Genomic DNA, 21,294 nt, shown 5'->3' with positions numbered 1-21,294 from the left:
CCCTCATTTTTTAGAATTGTATCCCGACGCCAAGCCCGACCTGCAGGGCTTCGGTTGAGTCACCGAACACGTGGTCGAGGCTCAGGTTTAGGAAACTGCTGTCGTCCAAGGCATACAGTCCCAACTCAGCCGAGACCAGACCGTGTGTGTCGCCAATGTAGCTGGTGTTGGAGAAACCACCATCAGCAGCACTTGCACCAGAAAACCCTGCACTCACAGAAACTGTGTCATCAGATGAGAATATGGCCCCGGCCCGCAGGCTCGCCCGCAGTTTTTGCTTAGCGCTTAGGGTCTGTTCCGTTCCGATCTCAAGCGAAGGCGTCAGCGAATAGATCATTTCGCTGTCGTCTTGCAAAACAACCCCTGACAAGGTTGCATCGCCGTTGCTTTCGGTTGCCAGACGCGTGGCGTCGACGGCAATCTCGGGTTTCAGGAAAGAACTGCCGCCTGCAAACCTGTAATCATAGGCAACGCTCAGGCGCAGATTCTGGTGGTTCATTTTATGTTTGATCGAGCTGACACCATTTGTGTTAACGGGCGTTCCGTTGGGAAGAATACCGCTGACCCCGCCAGAGCGCGCCGTATCATAATCCGACCAGCCGCCCGAAAGCATTGCTGCAAATTCCCATGAGCTGACATATTTGGTCAGCGAGGCTCCCAGGTTAAACCGGTCACCGGTTGCATTGTATTGCGTCCCGTTCCGCAGGCTTATCTGGTCATGACCGAAGGCAAAGCCTGCATACAGATCATCCCCAACCGGCAGCCGGATACCGGCGGAAAGGTTGGTATTGTTGATGTCCAGTTCATCGTAGATACCGATTTGTTCGCGATCGTAGAAAGATCTGCCCCCAGAGAACCAGACACACCGGCGCGGATCGTCTCCTGATTGATGCTCCGTGTACCGTTCGCAATTGTGCAGAGCGTCGGCAAATACTCGAGTACCATAGTAGGCATCAACCACGTCTGCCGCGTAATCAGCAATTGTGAGACTGTCAATTGCAGCGATGACTTCGGCCTCGGACATCATGTTCCCGATCAAAGCGAAGAGTTCGCCCTGTTCGACCGACCCCTGCCCGTTCAGAACCTGATTGATGTAATCACCAACCGCCGCCTGGTTCGCGTTCATGCCCGCGGTCGAGTAATCCGGCGTGATCACCAGATCAACCGAACTTCCGTCTGAAGTGGCTCCATTCAGACCGATGGAGTAATCCAGAACGACGGTATCCTGTATTACCGTGCCGGCATCCGTCGCTGTTCCATCGGGGTTGATAATGACGAGCGGCAATGCACGTTCTAGCGTGTTGAGTTGCGGCAACAGCGTGCCGCCCATCGCGGCATCACCGATAACATTGATCAGATCACTACGACCTCCTGACGCGCCCGTGGTCAGGAAATACACGTCGAAGGTCGACATTGCCGTATCACCAAAGGCAAGGCTGCCGGTAAGGTTTGTTGTCTGGCTGACATTTCCGGCGAAGATAAAATCACTGGACTGGATTGTGGGCGTCAAATCCGTGTTCAGACCAACATTGCCCCCCAGAACCAGATTGCCATTCACCTGCATTTGCCCGTCCACGCCCAGATCGACCGTATCAAGCGAATAGAAGTCGGCACCTTCTTCGACAGTCAGGCTGTTTTGGCCTGCGCCCAGGTTTACGTTCCCAAGCGCTGTACCCTTCAGCGAAATCTGTTCGTTACCGTCACCGCCATTCACAAGCTGATTGTTTGCGGCAATCAGCACACTCGCGTTGGACAGGGACAGCACGTTATCGGCACCTCCAGACACAACGATGGATGCGACAGAATCCGCCTGACCGGTGCCGCCCATGACCACACCATCCAAACCAAGCGTGATTGCGTCAGCACCGTCACGGCCCTCGGATTGCGCAAGAACACCGATGCCGCCTTCTCCGACTGACAGGATATTGCCTGTCAGGTCCATGTCGATTGCGCCACCGGCACCCGCACCGCCCGCCGTGCCACGGAAGGCATTGTCAACCATACCGCCGCCGCCGCCCAGAGACTGAGCCACGACACCAATCGCGTTTTTGCCGGTGGTCACGATGTTTCCGGATTGCGCAAACCCGATATCACCACCGTCACCCCCATTGTTTGAGGATAGATCCACGGTAACCTTGCTGGCGTCTATATCCGATGAAACGAGGCCGCCGCCGCCGCCGATACTCTGAATGACGAAACCATGCGACCCTTTCCCGCTGGTGGTCACGTCGCCAGTATTGGCGAAATCAACATTGCCGCCGTCTCCAGTCGAACCGTCCTGCGCGCCCAAAGTCACGTCCGCACGCCCAAGGCCGGACAAGACAACTTCACCGCCACCCGCGCCGATACTCTGGACGCTTTGGCCAAAGGACCGATCACCGCTTGTGAACACGTCTCCGTCCAGCAACAGATCGATATTGCCGCCATCGTTGTTAAAGCTGGGGTCAGCCCCCAGGATCACCGAAGCGGTCTTTTCGGCCCCGGCCTGACCATCGCTGGTGCTGTTCAGAACCAGTTTGCCGCCGCCGCCGCCAATGGACTGCGCCGCACCTGCGGATGAAAAGGCCCCATCGGTGCCAACATCGCCCGTCCGGCTGCCGTTTACGTCGCCGCCGCTGGCGTCATCCGTATCGATCGCACCCAGACGCGCCGTGATATCGATGCCGTCGCCATCCTGAACGTTGACTGTGTTGGAAGACGTTCCACCCCCGCCGCCAACGCTCTGCAGCATCAGGCCGGTCGACCGGTCGCGTGTTGTGGCAATGTTGCCGTTATGGGACTGGGCGACCCGATTGCCAGCCATTCCCGACACATCATCACCGCCTAGGGCGATGTCGCTACTCACGACTGTGCCGGTCCCAGTCGATGCAGAGCTGGCAGTTGCCGCGGTGAAGTCGACAAAGGTATCGACATTTCCGCCACCGCCGTTCACGGACTGAGCGAACACAGCTTCGCTGCCTTCACCGTTGACCAGAATATCTCCAGTCGAATTGACAGTCACAGTTCCAACTGCGCCAGTCGACCCTGAACGGGCCCCCAGCGCTTGCGAGATTGTATAATCCAGCGCCGAGACCAGCGGGGACGACACCGAATACCCCGCGTTGCCGCCGCCGCCACCTACAGATTGTGCATAGATGCCAAATCCGTATTCGGCGTTCACGATAATGATGCCCGTGTGGTCGACCGTGACATCGCCACCATCTGCGCCCGATCCACCCGACCCGCCGATGGCGATTTTCGAGTAGGACTTGCCGGTCATAGTGTTCTTGATGTCATTCACATCCATGGCAACGGCCAGACCGCCATTGCCGCCGCCACCACCAACAGATTGCGCCAGAATGCCATAAGCACCTGCGCCATCAACCTGAATACCGCCGCTATTTGCGACGATGACATTGCCAGCCATATTGCCGGTGCCACCAGAACCACCAATGTTCAACTGTGCAGTGGGCGAGCTGCTGTCCCCTGTCTTGAGACGCATCGTGCCGGTGATCGAACTTCCGCCATTGCCGCCACCGCCACCGATGGACTGTGCTAGGATCGCGTGTGCACCATCGCCGGTTGTCATGATCGTCCCGGCATTGGTCACCGATACGGTGCTGCCAGTACCGCCGTCGCCGCCCGAGCCGCCAAGGCCGAATTGCAGCGCGCGCCGCGTGCTGGCTTCGGCCCCGCCATAGCGCCCGTCTATCGAGATTGTCGAGCCGCCATTGCCGCCGCCGCCACCAACGGACTGCGCGAGAATGCCGTAGCTTTCACTGCCGGTCGTAAGGATCGTTGCATCAACTTCGTTTACAACCGTCACTGTGCTTGCAGATGCGCCAGTCCCGCCAGTGCCACCGATCAGAATGGCATTTGTGGTCGACCCGTCCGAAGACCGACCCAGAATGATGTTGCGCACCTGTTGCGCGTCACCACCACCGCCACCGACAGATTGCGCGTAGATGCCAATGGATTTGTCACCCGTTGTCTGGATGACGTCACGGTTTGTGACCGAGACCGCCGCAGAGGTCGCCCCGGTGCCACCATCGCCACCAATCGATAGGGTCGCCGTGTTCCCAATATCCTTGCGCAGGCTGATGATGCGGTTTTCCACCACGCCACCCATACCCCCGCCGCCACCGACAGATTGGGCAAAAATGCCATGAGACATCGTGCCTGCCGTGCTGATCATGCCATCGCTGACCACAGTCACAGTGTCCGATGTCATGCCGTCGCCGCCTGTACCACCGACATTGATCGACGCTGTCGTGCCGACCGTTGACGGTTTGACCAGCGCCTTGACGGTGTCGAGGTTCGATTGACCCGCCTGCACCATGCCGCCGGTGCCGCCGGCCCCGCCAATGGACTGCGCCAACAGACCAATCGACCGATCGCCAAAGGTCGCAATCTGCGCCGTATTGGTCACGTCAACTTTGCCACCAACGCCTCCGGTTCCACCTGTGCCACCAATTGACAGCGCAATCGAGATGCCCTTACCGGCAGAGTTGCTGGCCTTGCCTCCATTGCCGCCGCCGCCACCCACGGACTGAGCAAAGACACCGTGGGCATCCGCGCCTTGTGTGACCACAGTACCGGCTACAACGGTCGTGACATCGCCCGCTGCACCTCCGGTGCCGCCGTCAAGACCAACCGAAAGGCTGGCCTTATTGCCTTTGCTGTCGCCGGATTTGGGCGTGCCAATGCTGACAGATGTCGATGTTGAGTTGCCGCCGCCATTGCCAATGGACTGCGCAAAGAACCCGTAAGACCTGTCACCTGCAGTGCTGACAAACCCGTTCGAGCTGGCATAAACGTCGCCACCGCTTCCCCCAGTGCCGCCTGTGCGGCCGATCTGGATATTCACGTTGCCGCCATCCACCGATGTCGAGACCGAATTGTAACCGGCATTGCCGCCGCCGCCGCCAACTGATTGGGCAAACAGACCGTGTGAATCCGCACCGGTCGTGGTGATGTCGCCGGTGTTGCGCACGTCAACCGAACCGCCAACCCCACCGTTACCTGTACCGCCGCCAATGGCTAGGCCAAAGCCCTTGTTGGTCGCATCCGAGGCCAACTCGTACGTCATACCAAGGTTCAGGGCCGCGTTACCGCCACCGCCGCCGATGGATTGGCCAAAGATCCCGTGGCTGCTGTCTTGCAACGTAATGACATCGCCGTAATGGTCGATATCCACCGTGCCGCCATCCCCGGCGGTTCCCGCATCGCCACCGATCGCGATGACAGCCGACACACCGGTTTTATTGCCAGAGGAATCCGCCGGGTTCACCTTGCCTTCCAGCTCGTCCAGCACGCTGTTGTAGTTGGCGAGCACGGAATCATCCACACCGGTATTGGTCGGCGTTTTGCGGTTAGAGGAATTGCCCGTTCCGCCGTTGCTCTGATTGCCAGTGGTTTTGCTGATGCCCACCACCGCATTGATCCCGGCGTCTCCGCCACCACCACCGATGCTTGAGGCCTCAATCCCGTGCGAGCCGACACCGTCAGTCAGAATGGTGCCCGCTGCTGCCGCAGCGGTGCCGCGCGCAACGGTGACATCGCCTGCATGACCACCGCCACCACCAAAGCCACCGATGCCCATTGCGATGGGCGAACTGTCCTTGGTGCCGACAAAGGTTGCATTGATCCCGCCGGTACCACCGCCGCCGCCAATGCTTTGGGCAAAAATACCGCGGGCGTGATAACCATTGGTGGCGATATTGCCAGTCTGCGTAACTGACACATTGCCCGCATCCGCTCCAGTACCGCCGTGACCGCCCAGACCACCAACAATGCTCAGGTCGGTTTTGCCGTCTGAACTGTTGGAATCGCCATAGTTCAGCTGGCCAGTCACGTTAAGCGCGCCGTTGCCGCCGCCGCCAGCAATGGATTGCGCCAGAACGCCGTGTTTCCAGTTGCCCGCAACCGAAACAAAGCCGGTGTGATCTACGTTCACATCACCGGACACGTTGCCGTTGCCGCCAAAGCCGCCGACACCGAAAGTAACCGAAGGGATTTTGCCGTCTTTGCTCAGGGCAATGCCGCCTGAGACGTTCAGGCCCCCATTGCCACCGCCACCGCCAATGGATTGCGCCATCAGGCCAGCTGAGCCATCGGTATCCGGCTTTTCTTCATTGAAGACACCCATGTCGATGAACAGACGTTCCAACCCGAAGGTTGAAGCCAGTTCTTCGGTCTCATCAACAATCGTGTCCCCAAGGAAGTCGCGCAGCTTTTCTTCAAAGGTGGTGTCGCCGGGGATCGAGATATCGTCCGGGTTCGTTGAAACCGTAATATCGGCCTGGGCGGTGACGTTGACATCCCCCGCCGTACCGCCGTTGCCCGCGAAACCACCAACACCCACGATCAAAGAGCTGTCAGAGACGATCCCGCCTGAGACGTTCAGCCCGCCATTGCCGCCGCCGCCGCCAACGGATTGCGCCATCAATCCGGATTGTCCGGTACCATGCGCCATGATCGTGCTGCCGCTGCCGATGTTGACATCAACATTTCCGGCATTGCCGCCGCCACCACCAAAGCCGCCGACGCCTACGACAACGGCATATGACTTGCTGCTGCCCGTCTGACCCGCGCCGGGTTTGCCGCTGATTGCAATGCCGCCAGACACATTGGTTCCACCGTTACCGCCGCCACCGCCAAGGCTTTGCGCGATGATACCACTGGCCCCTGCGCTTTCGTCGACCACAAAGGTGCCGTCAGGTTGTTGCACCATCGGGACCGCCTGAATGTTACCGGTATAGTCAAGATCAACCGCGCTGGCGTCGCCGCCTGCCCCGCCAAAGCCACCAACACCGGCAGCAACCGAGAATATCGTGTCTGAGCCGGACGGCTTGGTCAGCGCCAATGAGCCCGAGACATTCACACCGCCGGTTCCGCCGCCGCCACCAAGGCTCTGAGCAAACAGACCATGCGATCCGTCACCCGCAGTCACGACATCGCTTTGAACATCCAGCGTCACCGCACCGGCATCACCACCGCCGCCGGCAAAACCACCCAGGCCCAGACCAACTGCTGCACCCGACTTACCAGTCAGGTTCACGGCACCCGAAACGTTGAGGCCGCCATTGCCGCCGCCGCCACCGACAGACTGGGCCATGACACCTATGCTATCGGCACCCATCGTAACCACTGAGGTCGTACCGCTGGTATCCGTGCTGGACCGCAAAGTGCTGATTACTTCGCCGCCGTTTCCGGCACCGCCGCCGAAGCCACCCACACCCAGACTGATCGCACCGCCGTTTTGCTGGCTGATGCCCAGTGAGGCCGAGATATTCGTGCCGCCATTACCGCCGCCGCCGCCGACGCTTTGGGTCATAACACCGGTGCTGCGATCTCCGCTGGTGCCGACACCGCCCGTGACGGTCGACTGGACCAGCGCGCCAGCATCTGCGCCACCTCCGCCGAACCCGCCAACACCGATGCCAACAGCGGCATTGGTCGACCGGGACAAAGACAGGGCAGCCGAGATGTTTGTGCCGCCGTTGCCGCCACCACCTCCCAGGCTCTGAGTCATTACCCCAACCGAATCGTCACCGGTCGTTGTCACGTTCCCCGTGACCTGCTGTGTTACGTTGTCCGCCGCACCACCGCTGCCGCCGAAGCCACCGACCCCAATCCCAAGACCGCCAGAAAAGCTACTGGCCACGGAAATAGCACCTGAAATGTTTGTCGCACCGTTGCCGCCACCGCCGCCAAGGCTCTGCGCGATGATCCCGGCCGAGCGTGCGCCAGACGTGCTGACAGTGCCAACAAACGTATTGTCGACCACATCGCTGGTGCCACCGCTGCCGCCAAATCCGCCAACACCGATTCCTGCAGCGCCTGATCCTGTGCGGGCAATACTGACAGCGCCCGAAACGTTCAGCCCGCCATTGCCGCCACCGCCGCCGACCGACTGAACCAGGACACCCGTTGAGTTTTCGCCCGCCGTCACAACGTCTCCGGTGACCGATCCCGTAGCGGTACTTGCGTTGCCGCCGCTGCCACCGGATCCGCCGATTCCCACACCAACAGCGCCGCCACCAGTGCCCGACAAGTTCACCGCGGCCGAAACGTTCAGCCCACCGTTGCCACCGCCGCCCGCAGCAGATTGCACAAGCACACCACCAGAGTTGTCCCCCGCTGTGATTACGTTGCCAAGCACTGTTCCGGTCGCTGTATCCGAATTGCCGCCGCTTCCGCCACTGCCGCCAAACCCGACAGACGCACCGCCGCTTCCCGTTCCCGCGACGGTTACCGTCGCCGAGATATTCATGCCGCCGTTACCGCCGCCACCGCCAAGGCTTTGAACAACAACGCCGCGGGATTCGTCACCCTGAGTTGATACGTCACCGGTGAGCGTTGCCTCCGCCGTGCCAGCGTTGCCGCCGGTACCGGCCGCACCACCGAGACCAACCGATGCGCCACCAGATCCCGTTCCTGCCGCAGCAACCGCAACCGAGATATTCATCCCACCGTTGCCGCCGCCGCCGCCAACAGATTGGGCCAGCAGACCCGTTGAGGTTTCTCCCAACGTGACGAGGTTTCCGGTTACGTTTGCGGTCACGGCTGAGGCATCTCCACCTCCGGTGCCACGACCACCCAAACCTACAGCAGCTGACCCGGACCCTGTCCCTGCGCCGCCTACGGATGCAGAGATGTTGAAACCGCCATTGCCGCCACCACCGCCAATCGACTGAGCGACAACCGCGCTCGATTGCGCGCCTTCAGTTTGGACGTCATTTGCAACAGTCAGGCCCACGACACCGCCATTGCCGCCGCCGCTGCCGCTGCCACCCAAACCGACGGTAATTGCGCCCGCGCCCGTACCGGCCCCTGCGAGTGCCGGTGAAACGTTAAAGCCGCCATTGCCGCCGCCGCCGCCGACGGATTGCGCCAGAATGCCTACAGACGCATCGCCTTTGGTCACAACATTGGCCGTAGTACTGGCCGTAACCAGGCTGCCATCGCCACCTCCGGCCCCGGACCCACCCAAGCCAACAGATAATGCGCCGGCACCGGTTCCTGCGCCTGAAACAGTCGGCGATACATTGAAGCCGCCGTTGCCACCGCCGCCGCCAATCGACTGCGCGACAAATCCGCCTGAGGCGAAACCATCGGTCAGAATGGTGCCGTTGGACCTCAATGTGACATCGCCACCCTGCCCGCCTGTGTCACCCGAACCGCCGAGCCCAACACTGACGGAGCCACTTGCAGTACCCGCGCCGGACAGAGACGCAGATACGTTAAAGCCCCCGTTACCACCGCCGCCGCCAATAGATTGCGCCACTACACCCGAGGATTGATCGCCCTGGGTTTCTACCGCGTTATTAGATGTCGCGACGACGGTGCTGCCGTCGCCACCCCCACCGCCCGAACCGCCCAAACCAACGGAGACCCCGGCACCTGCTGTACCTGATCCCTGCACCGAAGCACTGACGTTGAACCCGCCATTGCCGCCACCGCCGCCAACAGACTGAGCCAGGAACGCCGTGGCCGCTTCGCCTTGTGTCAGGATCATGCCGTTTGATGTCAGTGTAACCGCGCCACCATTGCCGCCGGCATCACCTGTACCGCCCAGCCCTACGCTGACAGCTCCGGATCCGACGCCTGCACCGGCCCCTGTACCGGATATGTTAAATCCACCATTGCCACCGCCGCCACCAATCGACTGAGCCACAACCCCAGAGGATCGGTCTCCGGCCGTGACGACGGAATTTGTTGTTGTGAGGTTGACCGTTCCGCCAATTGCGCCACTGCCACCATTGCCGCCCAGGCCAACAGAAACCGCACCGCTGGCAACACCCGCACCAGCCACCGAGGCGCTGACGTTAAAGCCACCATTCCCGCCACCGCCGCCAACAGATTGCGCCAGAATGGCCGTCGAATCCGCCCCGCCTGTGCTGACAGCGCCCGTAACCCTTCCGGTTACCGCTTGCCCGATGCCTCCGCCGGATCCATCTCCGCCAAGACCAACCGTGACCGCACCGCCACCAGCGCCTGCGCCCGCAATTCCTGCCGTTACGTTGAACCCACCGTTACCACCACCGCCGCCGATAGATTGAAACACGACACCGCCTGAATTGTCGGCCAGCGTTGTCACATCTCCGGCAACTTGGCCTTCGACCACCCCACCATTGCCGCCACCTGTTCCGTCTCCACCAAGACCGACACCAATTGTTCCGGCACCTGCGCCACCCGCTGCAACCCCGGCTGTGACGTTGAATCCGCCGTTGCCACCGCCGCCGCCAACAGATTGAATCACAACCCCTGTCGAACGAAGCCCTTCGGTCCGGACATCGCCATTGACGCGCACGCCTGTGACCGTTCCGCCAATGCCGCCACTTCCGCCATCACCGCCCAGCCCAATATCGACCGTCCCGGCGCCTGCTCCGCCTGCGGCCAGTCCTGCCGCAACGCTGAAGCCGCCATTGCCGCCGCCGCCGCCAATAGATTGAACAACGATAGCACCTGAGTCGTCACCGCGTGTGGTCACATCAGCATCGACCTGAGCGGTAACCGCGCCACCTGCGCCGCCGCCACCTGCTTTTCCACCCAGTCCCACACTGACCGACCCTGCCGCTGCACCACCGATATCGGCACTGGCACCGACGCTGTACCCACCGTTGCCACCGCCACCGCCGACAGATTGTGCCACAACACCGCTGGAAAAGGCTCCGCTGGTTTCAATTGTGCTGCCACCCGCAACCAAAGTGACGTCGCCACCGGTTCCGGCTCCACCGCCATCTCCGCCTACGCCAACGTTGATGCCAACCGCCGCCCCGGCGCTTGCGCTGATCCCGGCTGCGATGCTGCCACCGCCATTGCCGCCACCGCCGCCAACGGATTGCGCAATCATCGCGCTGGAGTTCGTGCCTGTCGTCGCTATGTCAGCATTGGTATAAACCTGTACCAACCCACCATCACCAGCACTGCCAGCCTGACCACCGATGCCTATAGAAACATTACCTGAAAACAGGGCCGAGGCGCCACCGGTCGCTGCCACAGCCAATCCGCCATTACCGCCGCCGCCACCCACGGACTGAAACAACATTCCAGTTGACCGGTTCCCGGTGGTGACAACTGTACCTTCGAAACCCGCGGCAGTCGCAACACCACTGCTGTTGAATTGCCCAACCGTAACAGACCCGCCTGTGCCGCCGGTACCGCCATCACCGCCTACGCCAACAGCCAGAGACCCGGAAACAGGGCCGCCAGAAACGGCCACAGAAACAGCATACCCGCCATTGCCGCCGCCACCGCCAACAGACTGAAGCATGACACCAATAGCGTCATCCCCGCCGGTCTGCACAGAAGCGGAACCGCTGCCGCTGATCGTTACGTCACCGCCGTCTCCGCCATTGCCTGCCGTACCTCCGACGGAAACCGAAGCCGCTCCGAACGCACCGACCGCAACCGAAACAGCCCCGCCTCCATTGCCGCCGCCACCGCCAACGGATTGCGCGAAAACACCTGTCGAACGGTCGCCCGACGTTTGAATGGCCGAAGGTTGGCTGCTGTCGGTGTTGGACAGCGTTACATTGACATCCCCGCCGGCGCCGCCAGCTCCACCATCGCCGCCGATGGCCACACCCACAAAAGCACCAACCGAACCGGACGATCCACCATTGCCGCCGCCACCGCCAATGGATTGGGCCAGAACACCCATCGCATCATCACCGGTTGTGGTTATGATCCCGTCGTTCACGATTGTTACGGTCGACCCGCTGCCACCGCCGCTGCCGTTTCCTCCGACGGATACCATGCCGCCAGAAGAGCCGCCGTCGCCGCCACCACCACCAATGGACTGCGCAATGATCCCGCGCGCGCCATCACCGCCCGTCACGATACGTCCGAAATTGCTTACACTGACCGCAGCACCCGTTCCGCCCTTGGAGCCGGTTCCGCCAATTGCGACAAGACCATAGGTGTTCGCGCCGGTCCCGCCGCTGCCGCCGATGGACTGCGCCATAACCCCGTCGGCACCAGCGCCCGAGGTCAGAATGCTGCCCGTTCCTTGCACTGTGACGCCTACCGCGCTGCCGCTGCCGCCGTTCGAGCCGACACCACCCAACGAAAGTGACACCAACCCGCCAGCTGTTCCGCCGGAACCGCCGCCACCGCCAATGGATTGGGCAACAATGCCGCGTGAAAAATCACCCTGCGTTTCAATCGCTCCGGCATGCGTGACTGAAACTTGTCCGCCGTTACCGCCATTGTCCGCACCACCGATCAACGAAACCAAAAGGTTTCCACTTGTCCCGGCGGAACCGCCGGACCCACCGATCGACTGGGCATAAATCCCATTCGCGTAGTCGCCCGTTGTCAAAATACTGGCGCTTGACTTTGTGTTGACGGTCACCGTGCCGCCGCTGCCACCAAAGCCGCCATCGCCGGACGAACCCACCAATCCCCACTGAGATCCACCATCGCCACCGTTATTCGAAACGCTCAGCGCATAGATGCCATCGGCGGAATCCCCGGATGTCGAAATCGCCCCATTTTGGGTAACGATCACGTTGCCCCCATCGGACGAGTGCCCCCCGGTACCACCAACGGGGGCTAAAACACCGCTGCCACCGTTGCCTGCCTTGCCGCTTCGGCTGAACGCGAAAATACCATCATTGTCGCTGCCCGACGTTTGGATTGTGCTGCCGGTGGATTGTGTCGCGTTAACCGTACCACCCTTGCCACCATCGCCGCCGTCACGCCCATCCCAGAAACTCAGATATGAGTCGCCACCATTGCCGCCATCACCGCCTACGCTGCCGACCTGCCATCCTATGTTGCTGGTCGCGTTGACATCACTGCTCAGCGTCTTTGTCTGCGTCGGACCCGTCGATCCATTCCCACCCGAGCTTGGCGGAACAAACAATGCGCCGTCGCTCCCGTTGCTACCGCCTTGGCCGTAGACAACCTGGTTTACACCGTTCGGTCCTGAAACGTCCTGAGGTGGCGTCACCGTACCCGGAGTACCTGAACTGTTGAAGCCGCTGTTGTACTGCGAAAGTGTCAGTTGAGTGGACAAACTGGCCGTGCCAGATGCGCCTGAGCTGCTAATTTCTGCCGTTGTGCCGGAAATAGAGACAATCCCAAAAGACACCGGCGGATTGTCAGAGTTGTAGATTGTATCGCCCGCACTTTTAACGAGAAAAACATAGCCATCGGCCGTCTCTACAAATGCAGTTGTCCCGGCCGTAGGTGTTGAGGCCGGGTCCACGATCAGCGCGCTTACGGTGGTGTCCAGGCCTGTCACCGGGTTGGTAACTGTGTCGCCGACTTTCGAAGTGGAGGTAGGAGCTGCTAGCAAAGACGTTGAAATCAAAACACAAAACGAAGACACCAAAATCAGATTTGATTTATTTATCACCCTTGACCCCTAAAGCCGACTTAGTAAAAAACAGATGGGAATTAGCTGCGCTCAAGAAGAATTGCAACTGCTGCTTGACTAAACCCCATCACAATTCGAAGCAGAATATGCACAAGTTAAGAGCGACTAATGTGGCGTTGTTCGCGCAAATTAAAATTCGTTTCTACAATTGCACAAATGCAACAAATAGGACTCAGCATTGGATTCGTGGCCACATTTTCTTTGAGTTGGATGGGTCGATACAAGCCACGATTGGGTACATCAAGTTCGAACCGCAGGTCGCCTGAAACCTACGACGAATTCAGCACTGTCCAGGCGATATTTGGCATTTCGATTTTGTCGTTATGGCCATCTCTGGGCGCAAGTATTGGCTTTGGCGGGCTTGATCAGCAGGGCGTCGTTCTGGACGAGGCCCTCTAACCTAAACGGGATAACCAGGCTGCAAAACAGCTGCTGCGAAGCCTGATGCTGTGCTGGGCGCGGGATGGCGGCTATTGAGGCGGATCAAGACCGCTGCATCTGTCGATTGACGCGACCAAGGTCAAAGCGGAGCGCGAACCCCATGTTGCGGCAACTTCTCTTCACCTTCGCGGAAACTCAAATTGAAGAGAACGTACAGCCATACTGCGTGAGCAATGAACTGAGGAGGAAATCAGCGATGATTGCAGCTGACGGAAGATAGTTTCATCGATGTCACCTACGTCCAAATCTGGGCATCAGCAACCGAAGAACGGGTAACGTGAAAACACCACTTGAACTCGAAGATCGCGAACCAGGCGGACGCCGGAGATGTAGGCGATGTCAAATAGACTACGGCGTTGGGTTTGAACGCCGAAATATCCGCGATCCAAGGATAAACTCATGGCTCGGCCTTCAACGCCGCACAGAATGGCTGAAAGCGGCGTCAAAGTATACGTGAAAGAAAGGCCTTGGTACGCGGTTCGCGCGGTGAGGCGAACAGCACGTCAGGCCGACCTTGTTCCAAGATACGGCCCGCATCAAGGAAACATACCTTGTCCGCCAGTTCCCGGGCAAATCCCATCTCGTGGGTGGCAAGGACCATAGTCATTCCCTGCTTTCGCAGGTCGCGAAGAACGTCCAGCACCTCGCCCACGAGTTCAGGATCCAGTGCGCTCGTGATCTCGTCAAACAGCATGATTCGCGGTTCCATCGCCAACGCTCGGATTATCGCCACGCGCTGTTGCTGACCGCCCGAGAGCTGATCCGGGTAATGCTCCATCCGGTCGCCCAGCCCAAATCGGGAGAACAACTTTGCCACGCGTGGGCGCAGTTCTTCTCTGCTCAGTCTCCGCACGCGACGCGGAGCGAGCATCACATTTTCTGCGGCAGTCATGTGGGGAAAGAGGTTGTAGCTCTGGAATACAATGCCGATCTGTTGGCGTACGGGCTGGGGGTCTAGTCCCGGCTCGGAAATGTCTGTGCCGTCCAGCCAAATCACTCCATCATCTATGGGTTCCAGCAGGTTCATGCACCGCAGGAGCGTGGATTTTCCAGAACCTGACGCCCCGATTAAGCAGACCATCTCGCCCTCGGCCACGTCGAGATCAATGCCTTTGCATACCTCGTGTTCACCGAACCGCTTCCGGACCCCTCGCAAGGATAACTTCGCCATCACGAACGCGCCCTGTTCTGCTTGTTCATCAAGTAATCCGCATATCGTGTGGCGGGTATGGTGAGCGCCAAGAAGATGAGCGCTGCGCCTACGTAAGGTGTGAAATTGGCATAAAGCGACTTGTAGACACCAGCTTGGCGGAAAATCTCCACCGGGCCTATGAAAGACAAAAGCGCCACGTCCTTCTGCAAAGCGATGAAGAGGTTCATATTGGCAGGAACCACATTACGAATGGCTTGTGGCAGTACCACAAAGCGCATGGTGTCCTGATCGCTAAGCCCCAGCGAGGCTGCAGCGGATCGCTGCGATTGGTGGATCGAGTCGATGCCGGAGCGGATCACTTCAGCCACATAAGCCGAGTAAACAAGAACCAACGCCAAGGTACCCCAGATATATGGGCTATTCCACGGCCGGGGCAGGCCAAGCCCTGGTATACCGAAGCCGACGATATAGATGACAAGAACCACTGGCAGGCCGCGGAAGATGTCTGTGTAGGCAATCCCAAAAAGCCGAAGAGGAAAGAGTGCGGGTGCGCGCGTGTCCCGACACAGCGCAATGGCCAGGCCTGAGATCGCGATAAGCGGCGCGGACCATGCAAAAATCATCACATTCAGAAAAAAGGCCTCGAGCAGTCCGGGAAACGTTGCTGCGAAAACCCTCCCGTTGAAAAAAGCACGCTGGACGGCTTCCCAACCGGGGGCAAGCGGTACGAGGACGACGATAGCAAGAAGCACGCTGACCGTGGAGATCAGCGCGATACGGTTAGAACGCCGCCGGACCCCAGCCTCGTAAACCTCGCGGCGCGTGGGCGTTGAGGCTGGGTGTTCGACCGGGTTGTTTCGCAACGGTGTTTCGCCCATTTATTCGATAACCGGTACACCCGTAGCCTCGGACAACCACTGGGCTTCAATGGCTGCAAGCTCTCCGCTTTCGGTCAATTCCGAAATGGCCGCGTCGACACATTCTTTCAGCAAGTTGCCGTCCTCCATCAAAATGCCGAACTGGTCCGGGCTTTCCGACTGACCCGGTGGAAACTGACCCAACAACGCACCGTTTTCCACGACCACCGCTGACAGATAGAGCGCTGTGGGCAGATCATAAAGTGCCGCATCAATCTGGCCTGCCATTATGGCGGCATTAACATCTGCGTTGTCGTTATAGAGCAGCGGTGCATCTGAAGGCTGAATCACGTCGTTGAGCATGGGTATCGCCGTGGTTGTCGCCACCGCCCCCCATTTCAATGCCTTCAAGCCATCAAGCGTCGCTTCGGCTCCGGAATCGACAACATTCTGGGTGGTCAGAACCGCCATTGCAGAAGTGTAGTAAGGCAAGCTGAAATCGACCATTACCTCTCGCTCGGGAGTAATTGAATATTGTTGCATGTTGATGTCAAAGTTCTTCGCGCCTGGCTGAATCGCCTCGTCAAAACTTGTGCGAACCCAAGTGACATTGTCCTGGCTAAAACCCATTTTATCAGCAATGGCATAAGCAACAGCAGCTTCGAACCCCGCGCCGCTTTCAGGCGCATCGTTCATCACCCAAGGGTAATAGGCCGGGTTGCCTGTTGCGATAGTCAGGGTGCCCTCAGTCAGGGTTTTTCCCTTGGCGCAAGTCCCATCCCCTGCGGCGAGCACCGAGGTTGTTGAGAAAAACAAAGCCAGAGCTGTGCCAGAAATCAGTTTCATCCAAATGTCTCCCATTTTCTGATTGCGCACAGGTTCTTACGGGCAATCGGATTTGTCTAGTGTAAGGACTCACAACCAATAGATTACGATTGCTGCGAGAGTGATTGCGGAGAGGAATACCTTTGGGCAGCGATCGTAACGTGTCGCGACGCGTGTCCAATCCTTGAGCCTGCCGAACATGATCTCGATGCGACTACTGCGTTTGTAGCGGCGCTTGTCGTACTTGACGGTTACCTTGCGCTGCTTGCGACCCAGGATGCAGGGGCGTATCCCTTTGTCTTTCAACGCTTCTCTGGACCAGTCAGCGTCATAGCCACAATCCCCAAGCAACCAGTCGACGTTTGGAAGACTGCTCAGCAATGCCCGGTCGCCAATCCGCGCAATCATTGCGTCGACCCGTCCGAATTCGACCAGACTGCGTCCCCCTTTTTCACGCCCATACTGGTCGCCGTTCGGTGCGCTTTCAGTAATGTGGCGTCAATCATCACGGTTTTCTCTTCGCCATGACGAACCGCCAACCCGACCATCATCTGGGCAAAATGCCCTTGTCGCTCCAGCGCTTCCACCGGTTGTACAGCGTCTTATGTGGGTCGTAATCCCTGGGCGCATCACGCCAACTCAAGCTATTGCGACTAATGAATATAATCCCACTCAGAACGCGTCAATCATCGACGCGCGGCTTGCGGTGGGCCTTTGGAAAACAGGGTTCAAGACACGCCATCTGTGCGTCGCTCAACCAGTAAAGATCAAACATGTCATCGCTCCGTTTCGAGCGGTGAATCATGCCGCTCGACGAAAATCAATGGGTCGTGACCCTAAAGCGCTGTCTTCGGATAGCAGACCTTGCAAGATCGTGCTCGACAAGGGTGGTTCCAATGCAGCCGGCATTCGAGAGGTAAACAAGGCTATGGAGCGATTTGGTTGCCGAACCAAGATGCACAAGATCAAATCCAAGAATCTAGACACCATGATCGAGCAGGATCATCGGTTTGTTAGACGACGAATTCGACACATGTGTGGGTTCAAATCACTCAGATCCGCCTCGGTTACATTGGACGGAATCGAGGTCGTCAACATGATCCGAAGGCAGCAATCCCCCAACACTTTGACGTCAGGCATTCGGCTAAACACCGTGATCACGGTACAGGTTTGCCCAATCTGGCGCTGACTCTAGCCGTTCCAAAAGTTTGCGACACATCCTCATGCTGCGCACTAGCTACAGGTCTTCAACATCTGCGGTGCTGCGTGCGAAGCGGCGTACGTCCAGACTGCCCAAGCAATGATCTAGCCAGGAAAGCAGAACCGCTTCAGGCGCGATGTATTGGCCGAAATTTTCAAGGCCAGCAGATCGACCGATCCAGTCACGTGAATAAATTGGTAAGACCTGCCATTCGGTTCAAGCCAGATATGTTTGAAACTAAAACTGGGCCAAACTACAGAATGGGAACCTTCGTTCTTTTTGCTTCTTTAACATTACGTATTTCAGAAGCAGTTCCGCGCGTGACCGGCAGCCTTCTGGTGAGACAAGCGTAAGGGATTTTTTCCAGGTCGCAGATAAAGACACCTGGCGAAGAGACCGCAAAAACGCTGCCTGCGATTGGTTCGAAATCTGCCCGAAAATGTGTGGTGCTTTTGACGCAAATCAACGAATAAGCCGTCGGATTTAAACCGATATGCGTGAAATGCGCACGATCCAGACATTGGTTGCGTATACTTGTGACAACCAAGTCAATCTCGGCCTCTTGGCCAACCAAACGCAGAGCAGCCGTCTTGCCGAGCGTTGCGACACCGCCGCCATACATCTCTCCGGTATAGCGGCAGGTTCCGTCACCCAAAGCCAGAACTTCAAACTCTGCTTTAACCGGAACGTGCCCAGCCAAATTGGACTTTGCGCCAATGGCAAGTTGGACCAGCGCGCCTTCACCTGCCGCATGGGCTTGATTTGCACTCTCCGGATCATGGAACAGACCCATCAAAACACTCTTGGCTCCACCCTCAATCAGTGCCGACAGCAACCCGGTGGTGTCTGACGTCCCGCCCGCACCTGCGTTGTCCTGGACATCTGCCAGTACGATCGGTTTTTTTTGACTTGGGTGATTGGTCAACACAGCTGCTTCCAGTGACAACATCGAGCAATCAAGATCAGCTTCCCGAGCCATAAACACGTTGACGATCTCTTCAGTGGCAGCGACGGCTTTGTCCGCGGTCGCTGCGTAGGCAACACAGGACGGGCCTGTGTCGGGAAAATCCGCCGCCGTAAATCCAAGAGCGATCTCTGCCAGAATTTCCAGCTGCTCCAAGCTTGCTGGCATTTGACAGATTTCGTCAAATGGCGGAGAACCGGTGTATTGCGCGTGCAGGGGAACGAGGTAAGGCACCGCCCGAAACGCTTTGTATAGTATCTCGCCCGCCAGCAATCGCTGCAGGACAGGAACGCATCGCGCGCCCGTTTCTGCCATATCCAAATGAGGGTACGTACGAAAAATCGACAGGTAGTCCGCGTGTTCAACCATCTGCGCAGAGACATTTGCGTGCAGGTCCAAACTTGCCACCACCGGAACCGTGGGACCCACGATTTTACGCAGGCGGCGCAAAATCTCACCTTCACCGTCGGCAAGGCTTTCGGTGACCATTGCCCCGTGGAGATCAAGATAAACGCCGTCGATGTGACCCGCATCCCGAATTCCGTTCAATACCATCCCGCAAATCGCTTCAAACGCATGATCGGTTACATGGGCGGACGGCTCAGCAGAGCACCACAGTAAAGGCACGACTTCAAACCCCGCCGCCAAAGCAGCCGCGGCAAAGCCTGAGACCGGCAGGTTCATACCCTCGGTTTCCAAGATAACTTGCGCACCGTGCAACATGCCTGGCCAGGAATCTGCCATCTCAAACTCGTTCAAACCGGCCTTTGTCACGCCATAGCAGTTGGTTTCATGCTGAAACCCCGCGATCACAATACGCTTGCTCGTCATTGCGTGTGCTCGACTTCTTGTTCGGTAGGCGTTGCTGCAAAAACACTTTGGCCGTTGCGAATTGTTTCAAGTACCCGCGTATCGGGCAGATGCTCTGGGGCGTTTAGTGGATTGCGTGAAAGGACAACGAAGTCAGCAACTTTGCCCGGTTCGATTGATCCGCGCTGATCCTCTTTGAACACCTGCCATGCAGCATCGATGGTCTGAGCGCGCAAAGCTGAAAGAACGCTGATTTTCTGATCTTCGCCAAGCAAGCGACCTGAAACGGATTTTCGATTTACCGCGCAATGGGCCAGATGGATCGGGCGCGTTGGCGTGACCGAAGCGTCATTGTGGATCGTGTATCGCACGCCAAACCGTTCCGCTGAGGCTGCAGGCGATATCCGCTCGGACCGCTCAGGTCCCAGAAAGGTGTCGTAATGGCGGTCTCCCCAAAAATGGATGTGAGCAGGAAAGAAACTGACAGTGAGACCAAGTTGGGCCATACGCGCTAGTTGATCGTCCCGCAGGGCCTGGCCATGGATGATGGTATGGCGATGGTCTTCGCGGGGGTAAGCCTGAAGCACTTTTTCGACCGCATCGATGAATATCTCGGCACCTGCATCGCCATTACAGTGGCAATGTATCTGCAAACCCATGCAGTGGAGCTTGCTGACGTCGGCATCCATCTGCTCTTGTGAGGTGTAAATCATCCCGTAAGGGTGATCCAAATTGGCCGGTTTGAAATACGGGGCAGACAGATAGGCAGTCTGCAGCTGAAAGGCCCCATCTGTGAACAGTTTGCGTGGGCCCAGTGTAAAATGCGGGTTACCCGGCCAGTCCGTGCTGATCCAGTTCTTGCTTAACTCAGGCTCCAGACTTCCGACCGGTAAGAGCTCTATGTCAATTCCCGGGTCCTGGTCTGCGGGCAGGCTGGCGAAATGATCTAACATGTTTTGTGACGCCCAGGCGTTTTGAGCGTACGTCACACCGTGAGTCAGGTATTCGTCGCGACACGCGTCAAACCCCTGCCAAAACCTTTCGCGGTTGATCAGGAAATCCGTATCGCCCATCTCACCCATGGCCGATAGCCCCTCGATCAATCCTGTCAGGGCTCCGGTTTCAGGGTCACGGCCAAAGCGGCCACCATCCGGGTCAGGTGTGTGACTGTTCACCCCTCGCTTCTCAAGGGCAGCGGAATTGGCCACGCCATTGTGCCCCGATGCATGAATAACCCAGATTGGATGACGGCGTGATACATCGTCCAGCTCGGCCCTTGTGGGCATACGGCCTTCGAGAATTGACGTGTTGTCGAACAAAACCCCCATTACCCATTCACCCTCGGGCGTTGCACGAACCTTCTCTCGAAGTCGGTCCAGCGCCTGAGCCATTTGCCTGCAATCGCCTAAGGGCGGAGAGGACAGATCAACCCGGAATAGCCGGATGAACCCGGGATCTGGAAAATGCCCATGCGGATCAATAAAGGCAGGCATCAGAGTGCAGCCCTGCAAGTCGCGTTCCTGAGCATCCGCAGGCATGCGTGCGCGCAGATCAGCCTCGGCACCAACTGTCTGAATTCTGTTCCCTTCGGTCAGAACAGCCTCGGGCGAGGAGTTCTGCGCATCCATGGTCAGGATTGTGCCGTTGAAATGGAGGGTGCTTGGCATCTGGGTT

The 21,294-nt window shown here is 58.5% G+C and carries 8 protein-coding genes and 1 pseudogene; 2 read left to right on the top strand and 7 right to left on the bottom strand.

Annotated elements, in window-relative coordinates:
* Positions 1-10: 10 nt before the first annotated feature.
* Positions 11-13,234 (bottom strand): hypothetical protein, encoded by a 13,224-nt coding sequence (locus SJY13_RS22515; protein ID WP_377194540.1) that lies wholly within the window; start codon positions 13,232-13,234, stop codon positions 11-13.
* 291 nt (positions 13,235-13,525) lie between these two features.
* Between SJY13_RS22515 and SJY13_RS22510 the strand changes: the two genes are divergently transcribed.
* Complete coding sequence (locus tag SJY13_RS22510; RefSeq protein WP_377194538.1) at positions 13,526-13,768, top strand: hypothetical protein; 243 nt, start codon at positions 13,526-13,528, stop codon at positions 13,766-13,768.
* Positions 13,769-14,252: 484 nt separating this feature from the next.
* Here SJY13_RS22510 and SJY13_RS22505 read toward each other — a convergent pair whose 3' ends face one another.
* The 4 genes and pseudogenes from SJY13_RS22505 to SJY13_RS22490 form a co-directional block, all read right to left on the bottom strand.
* Positions 14,253-14,981, bottom strand: coding sequence for an amino acid ABC transporter ATP-binding protein (locus SJY13_RS22505; protein WP_377194536.1), 729 nt, complete (start codon positions 14,979-14,981; stop codon positions 14,253-14,255).
* Positions 14,981-15,841, bottom strand: coding sequence for an amino acid ABC transporter permease (locus tag SJY13_RS22500; protein WP_377194534.1), 861 nt, complete (start codon positions 15,839-15,841; stop codon positions 14,981-14,983). Before SJY13_RS22500 ends, SJY13_RS22505 begins: the two co-directional genes overlap by 1 nt.
* Positions 15,842-16,666 (bottom strand): ABC transporter substrate-binding protein, encoded by an 825-nt coding sequence (locus tag SJY13_RS22495; protein WP_377194532.1) that lies wholly within the window; start codon positions 16,664-16,666, stop codon positions 15,842-15,844.
* Positions 16,667-16,735: 69 nt separating this feature from the next.
* Positions 16,736-17,420, bottom strand: a pseudogene (locus SJY13_RS22490) (transposase).
* 48 nt (positions 17,421-17,468) lie between these two features.
* On the opposite strand from SJY13_RS22490, the gene SJY13_RS22485 reads away from it, so the two are divergent.
* Positions 17,469-17,834, top strand: coding sequence for a DDE-type integrase/transposase/recombinase (locus SJY13_RS22485; protein WP_377194530.1), 366 nt, complete (start codon positions 17,469-17,471; stop codon positions 17,832-17,834).
* 265 nt (positions 17,835-18,099) lie between these two features.
* Here SJY13_RS22485 and SJY13_RS22480 read toward each other — a convergent pair whose 3' ends face one another.
* Positions 18,100-19,641 (bottom strand): M81 family metallopeptidase, encoded by a 1,542-nt coding sequence (locus tag SJY13_RS22480; protein WP_377194528.1) that lies wholly within the window; start codon positions 19,639-19,641, stop codon positions 18,100-18,102.
* Positions 19,638-21,287: an amidohydrolase gene (locus tag SJY13_RS22475; protein ID WP_377194526.1), complete on the bottom strand. Its 1,650-nt coding sequence runs from the start codon at positions 21,285-21,287 to the stop codon at positions 19,638-19,640. The genes SJY13_RS22480 and SJY13_RS22475 overlap by 4 nt, the downstream gene beginning before the upstream one ends.
* Positions 21,288-21,294: the final 7 nt, after the last annotated feature.

The organism is Ruegeria meonggei (genome assembly GCF_042768335.1).
In the GTDB taxonomy this organism is placed as follows: domain Bacteria; phylum Pseudomonadota; class Alphaproteobacteria; order Rhodobacterales; family Rhodobacteraceae; genus Ruegeria; species Ruegeria meonggei.
This window is presented reverse-complemented; position numbering and strand designations above follow the sequence as displayed.

Coding starts and splice junctions, on each gene's coding strand:
- SJY13_RS22510 (WP_377194538.1), top strand. CDS start 13,526: ATGCAACAAATAGGACTCAGCATTGGATTCGTGGCCACATTTTCTTTG.
- SJY13_RS22505 (WP_377194536.1), bottom strand. CDS start 14,981: ATGGCGAAGTTATCCTTGCGAGGGGTCCGGAAGCGGTTCGGTGAACAC.
- SJY13_RS22500 (WP_377194534.1), bottom strand. CDS start 15,841: ATGGGCGAAACACCGTTGCGAAACAACCCGGTCGAACACCCAGCCTCA.
- SJY13_RS22495 (WP_377194532.1), bottom strand. CDS start 16,666: ATGAAACTGATTTCTGGCACAGCTCTGGCTTTGTTTTTCTCAACAACC.
- SJY13_RS22485 (WP_377194530.1), top strand. CDS start 17,469: ATGGGTCGTGACCCTAAAGCGCTGTCTTCGGATAGCAGACCTTGCAAG.
- SJY13_RS22480 (WP_377194528.1), bottom strand. CDS start 19,641: ATGACGAGCAAGCGTATTGTGATCGCGGGGTTTCAGCATGAAACCAAC.
- SJY13_RS22475 (WP_377194526.1), bottom strand. CDS start 21,287: ATGCCAAGCACCCTCCATTTCAACGGCACAATCCTGACCATGGATGCG.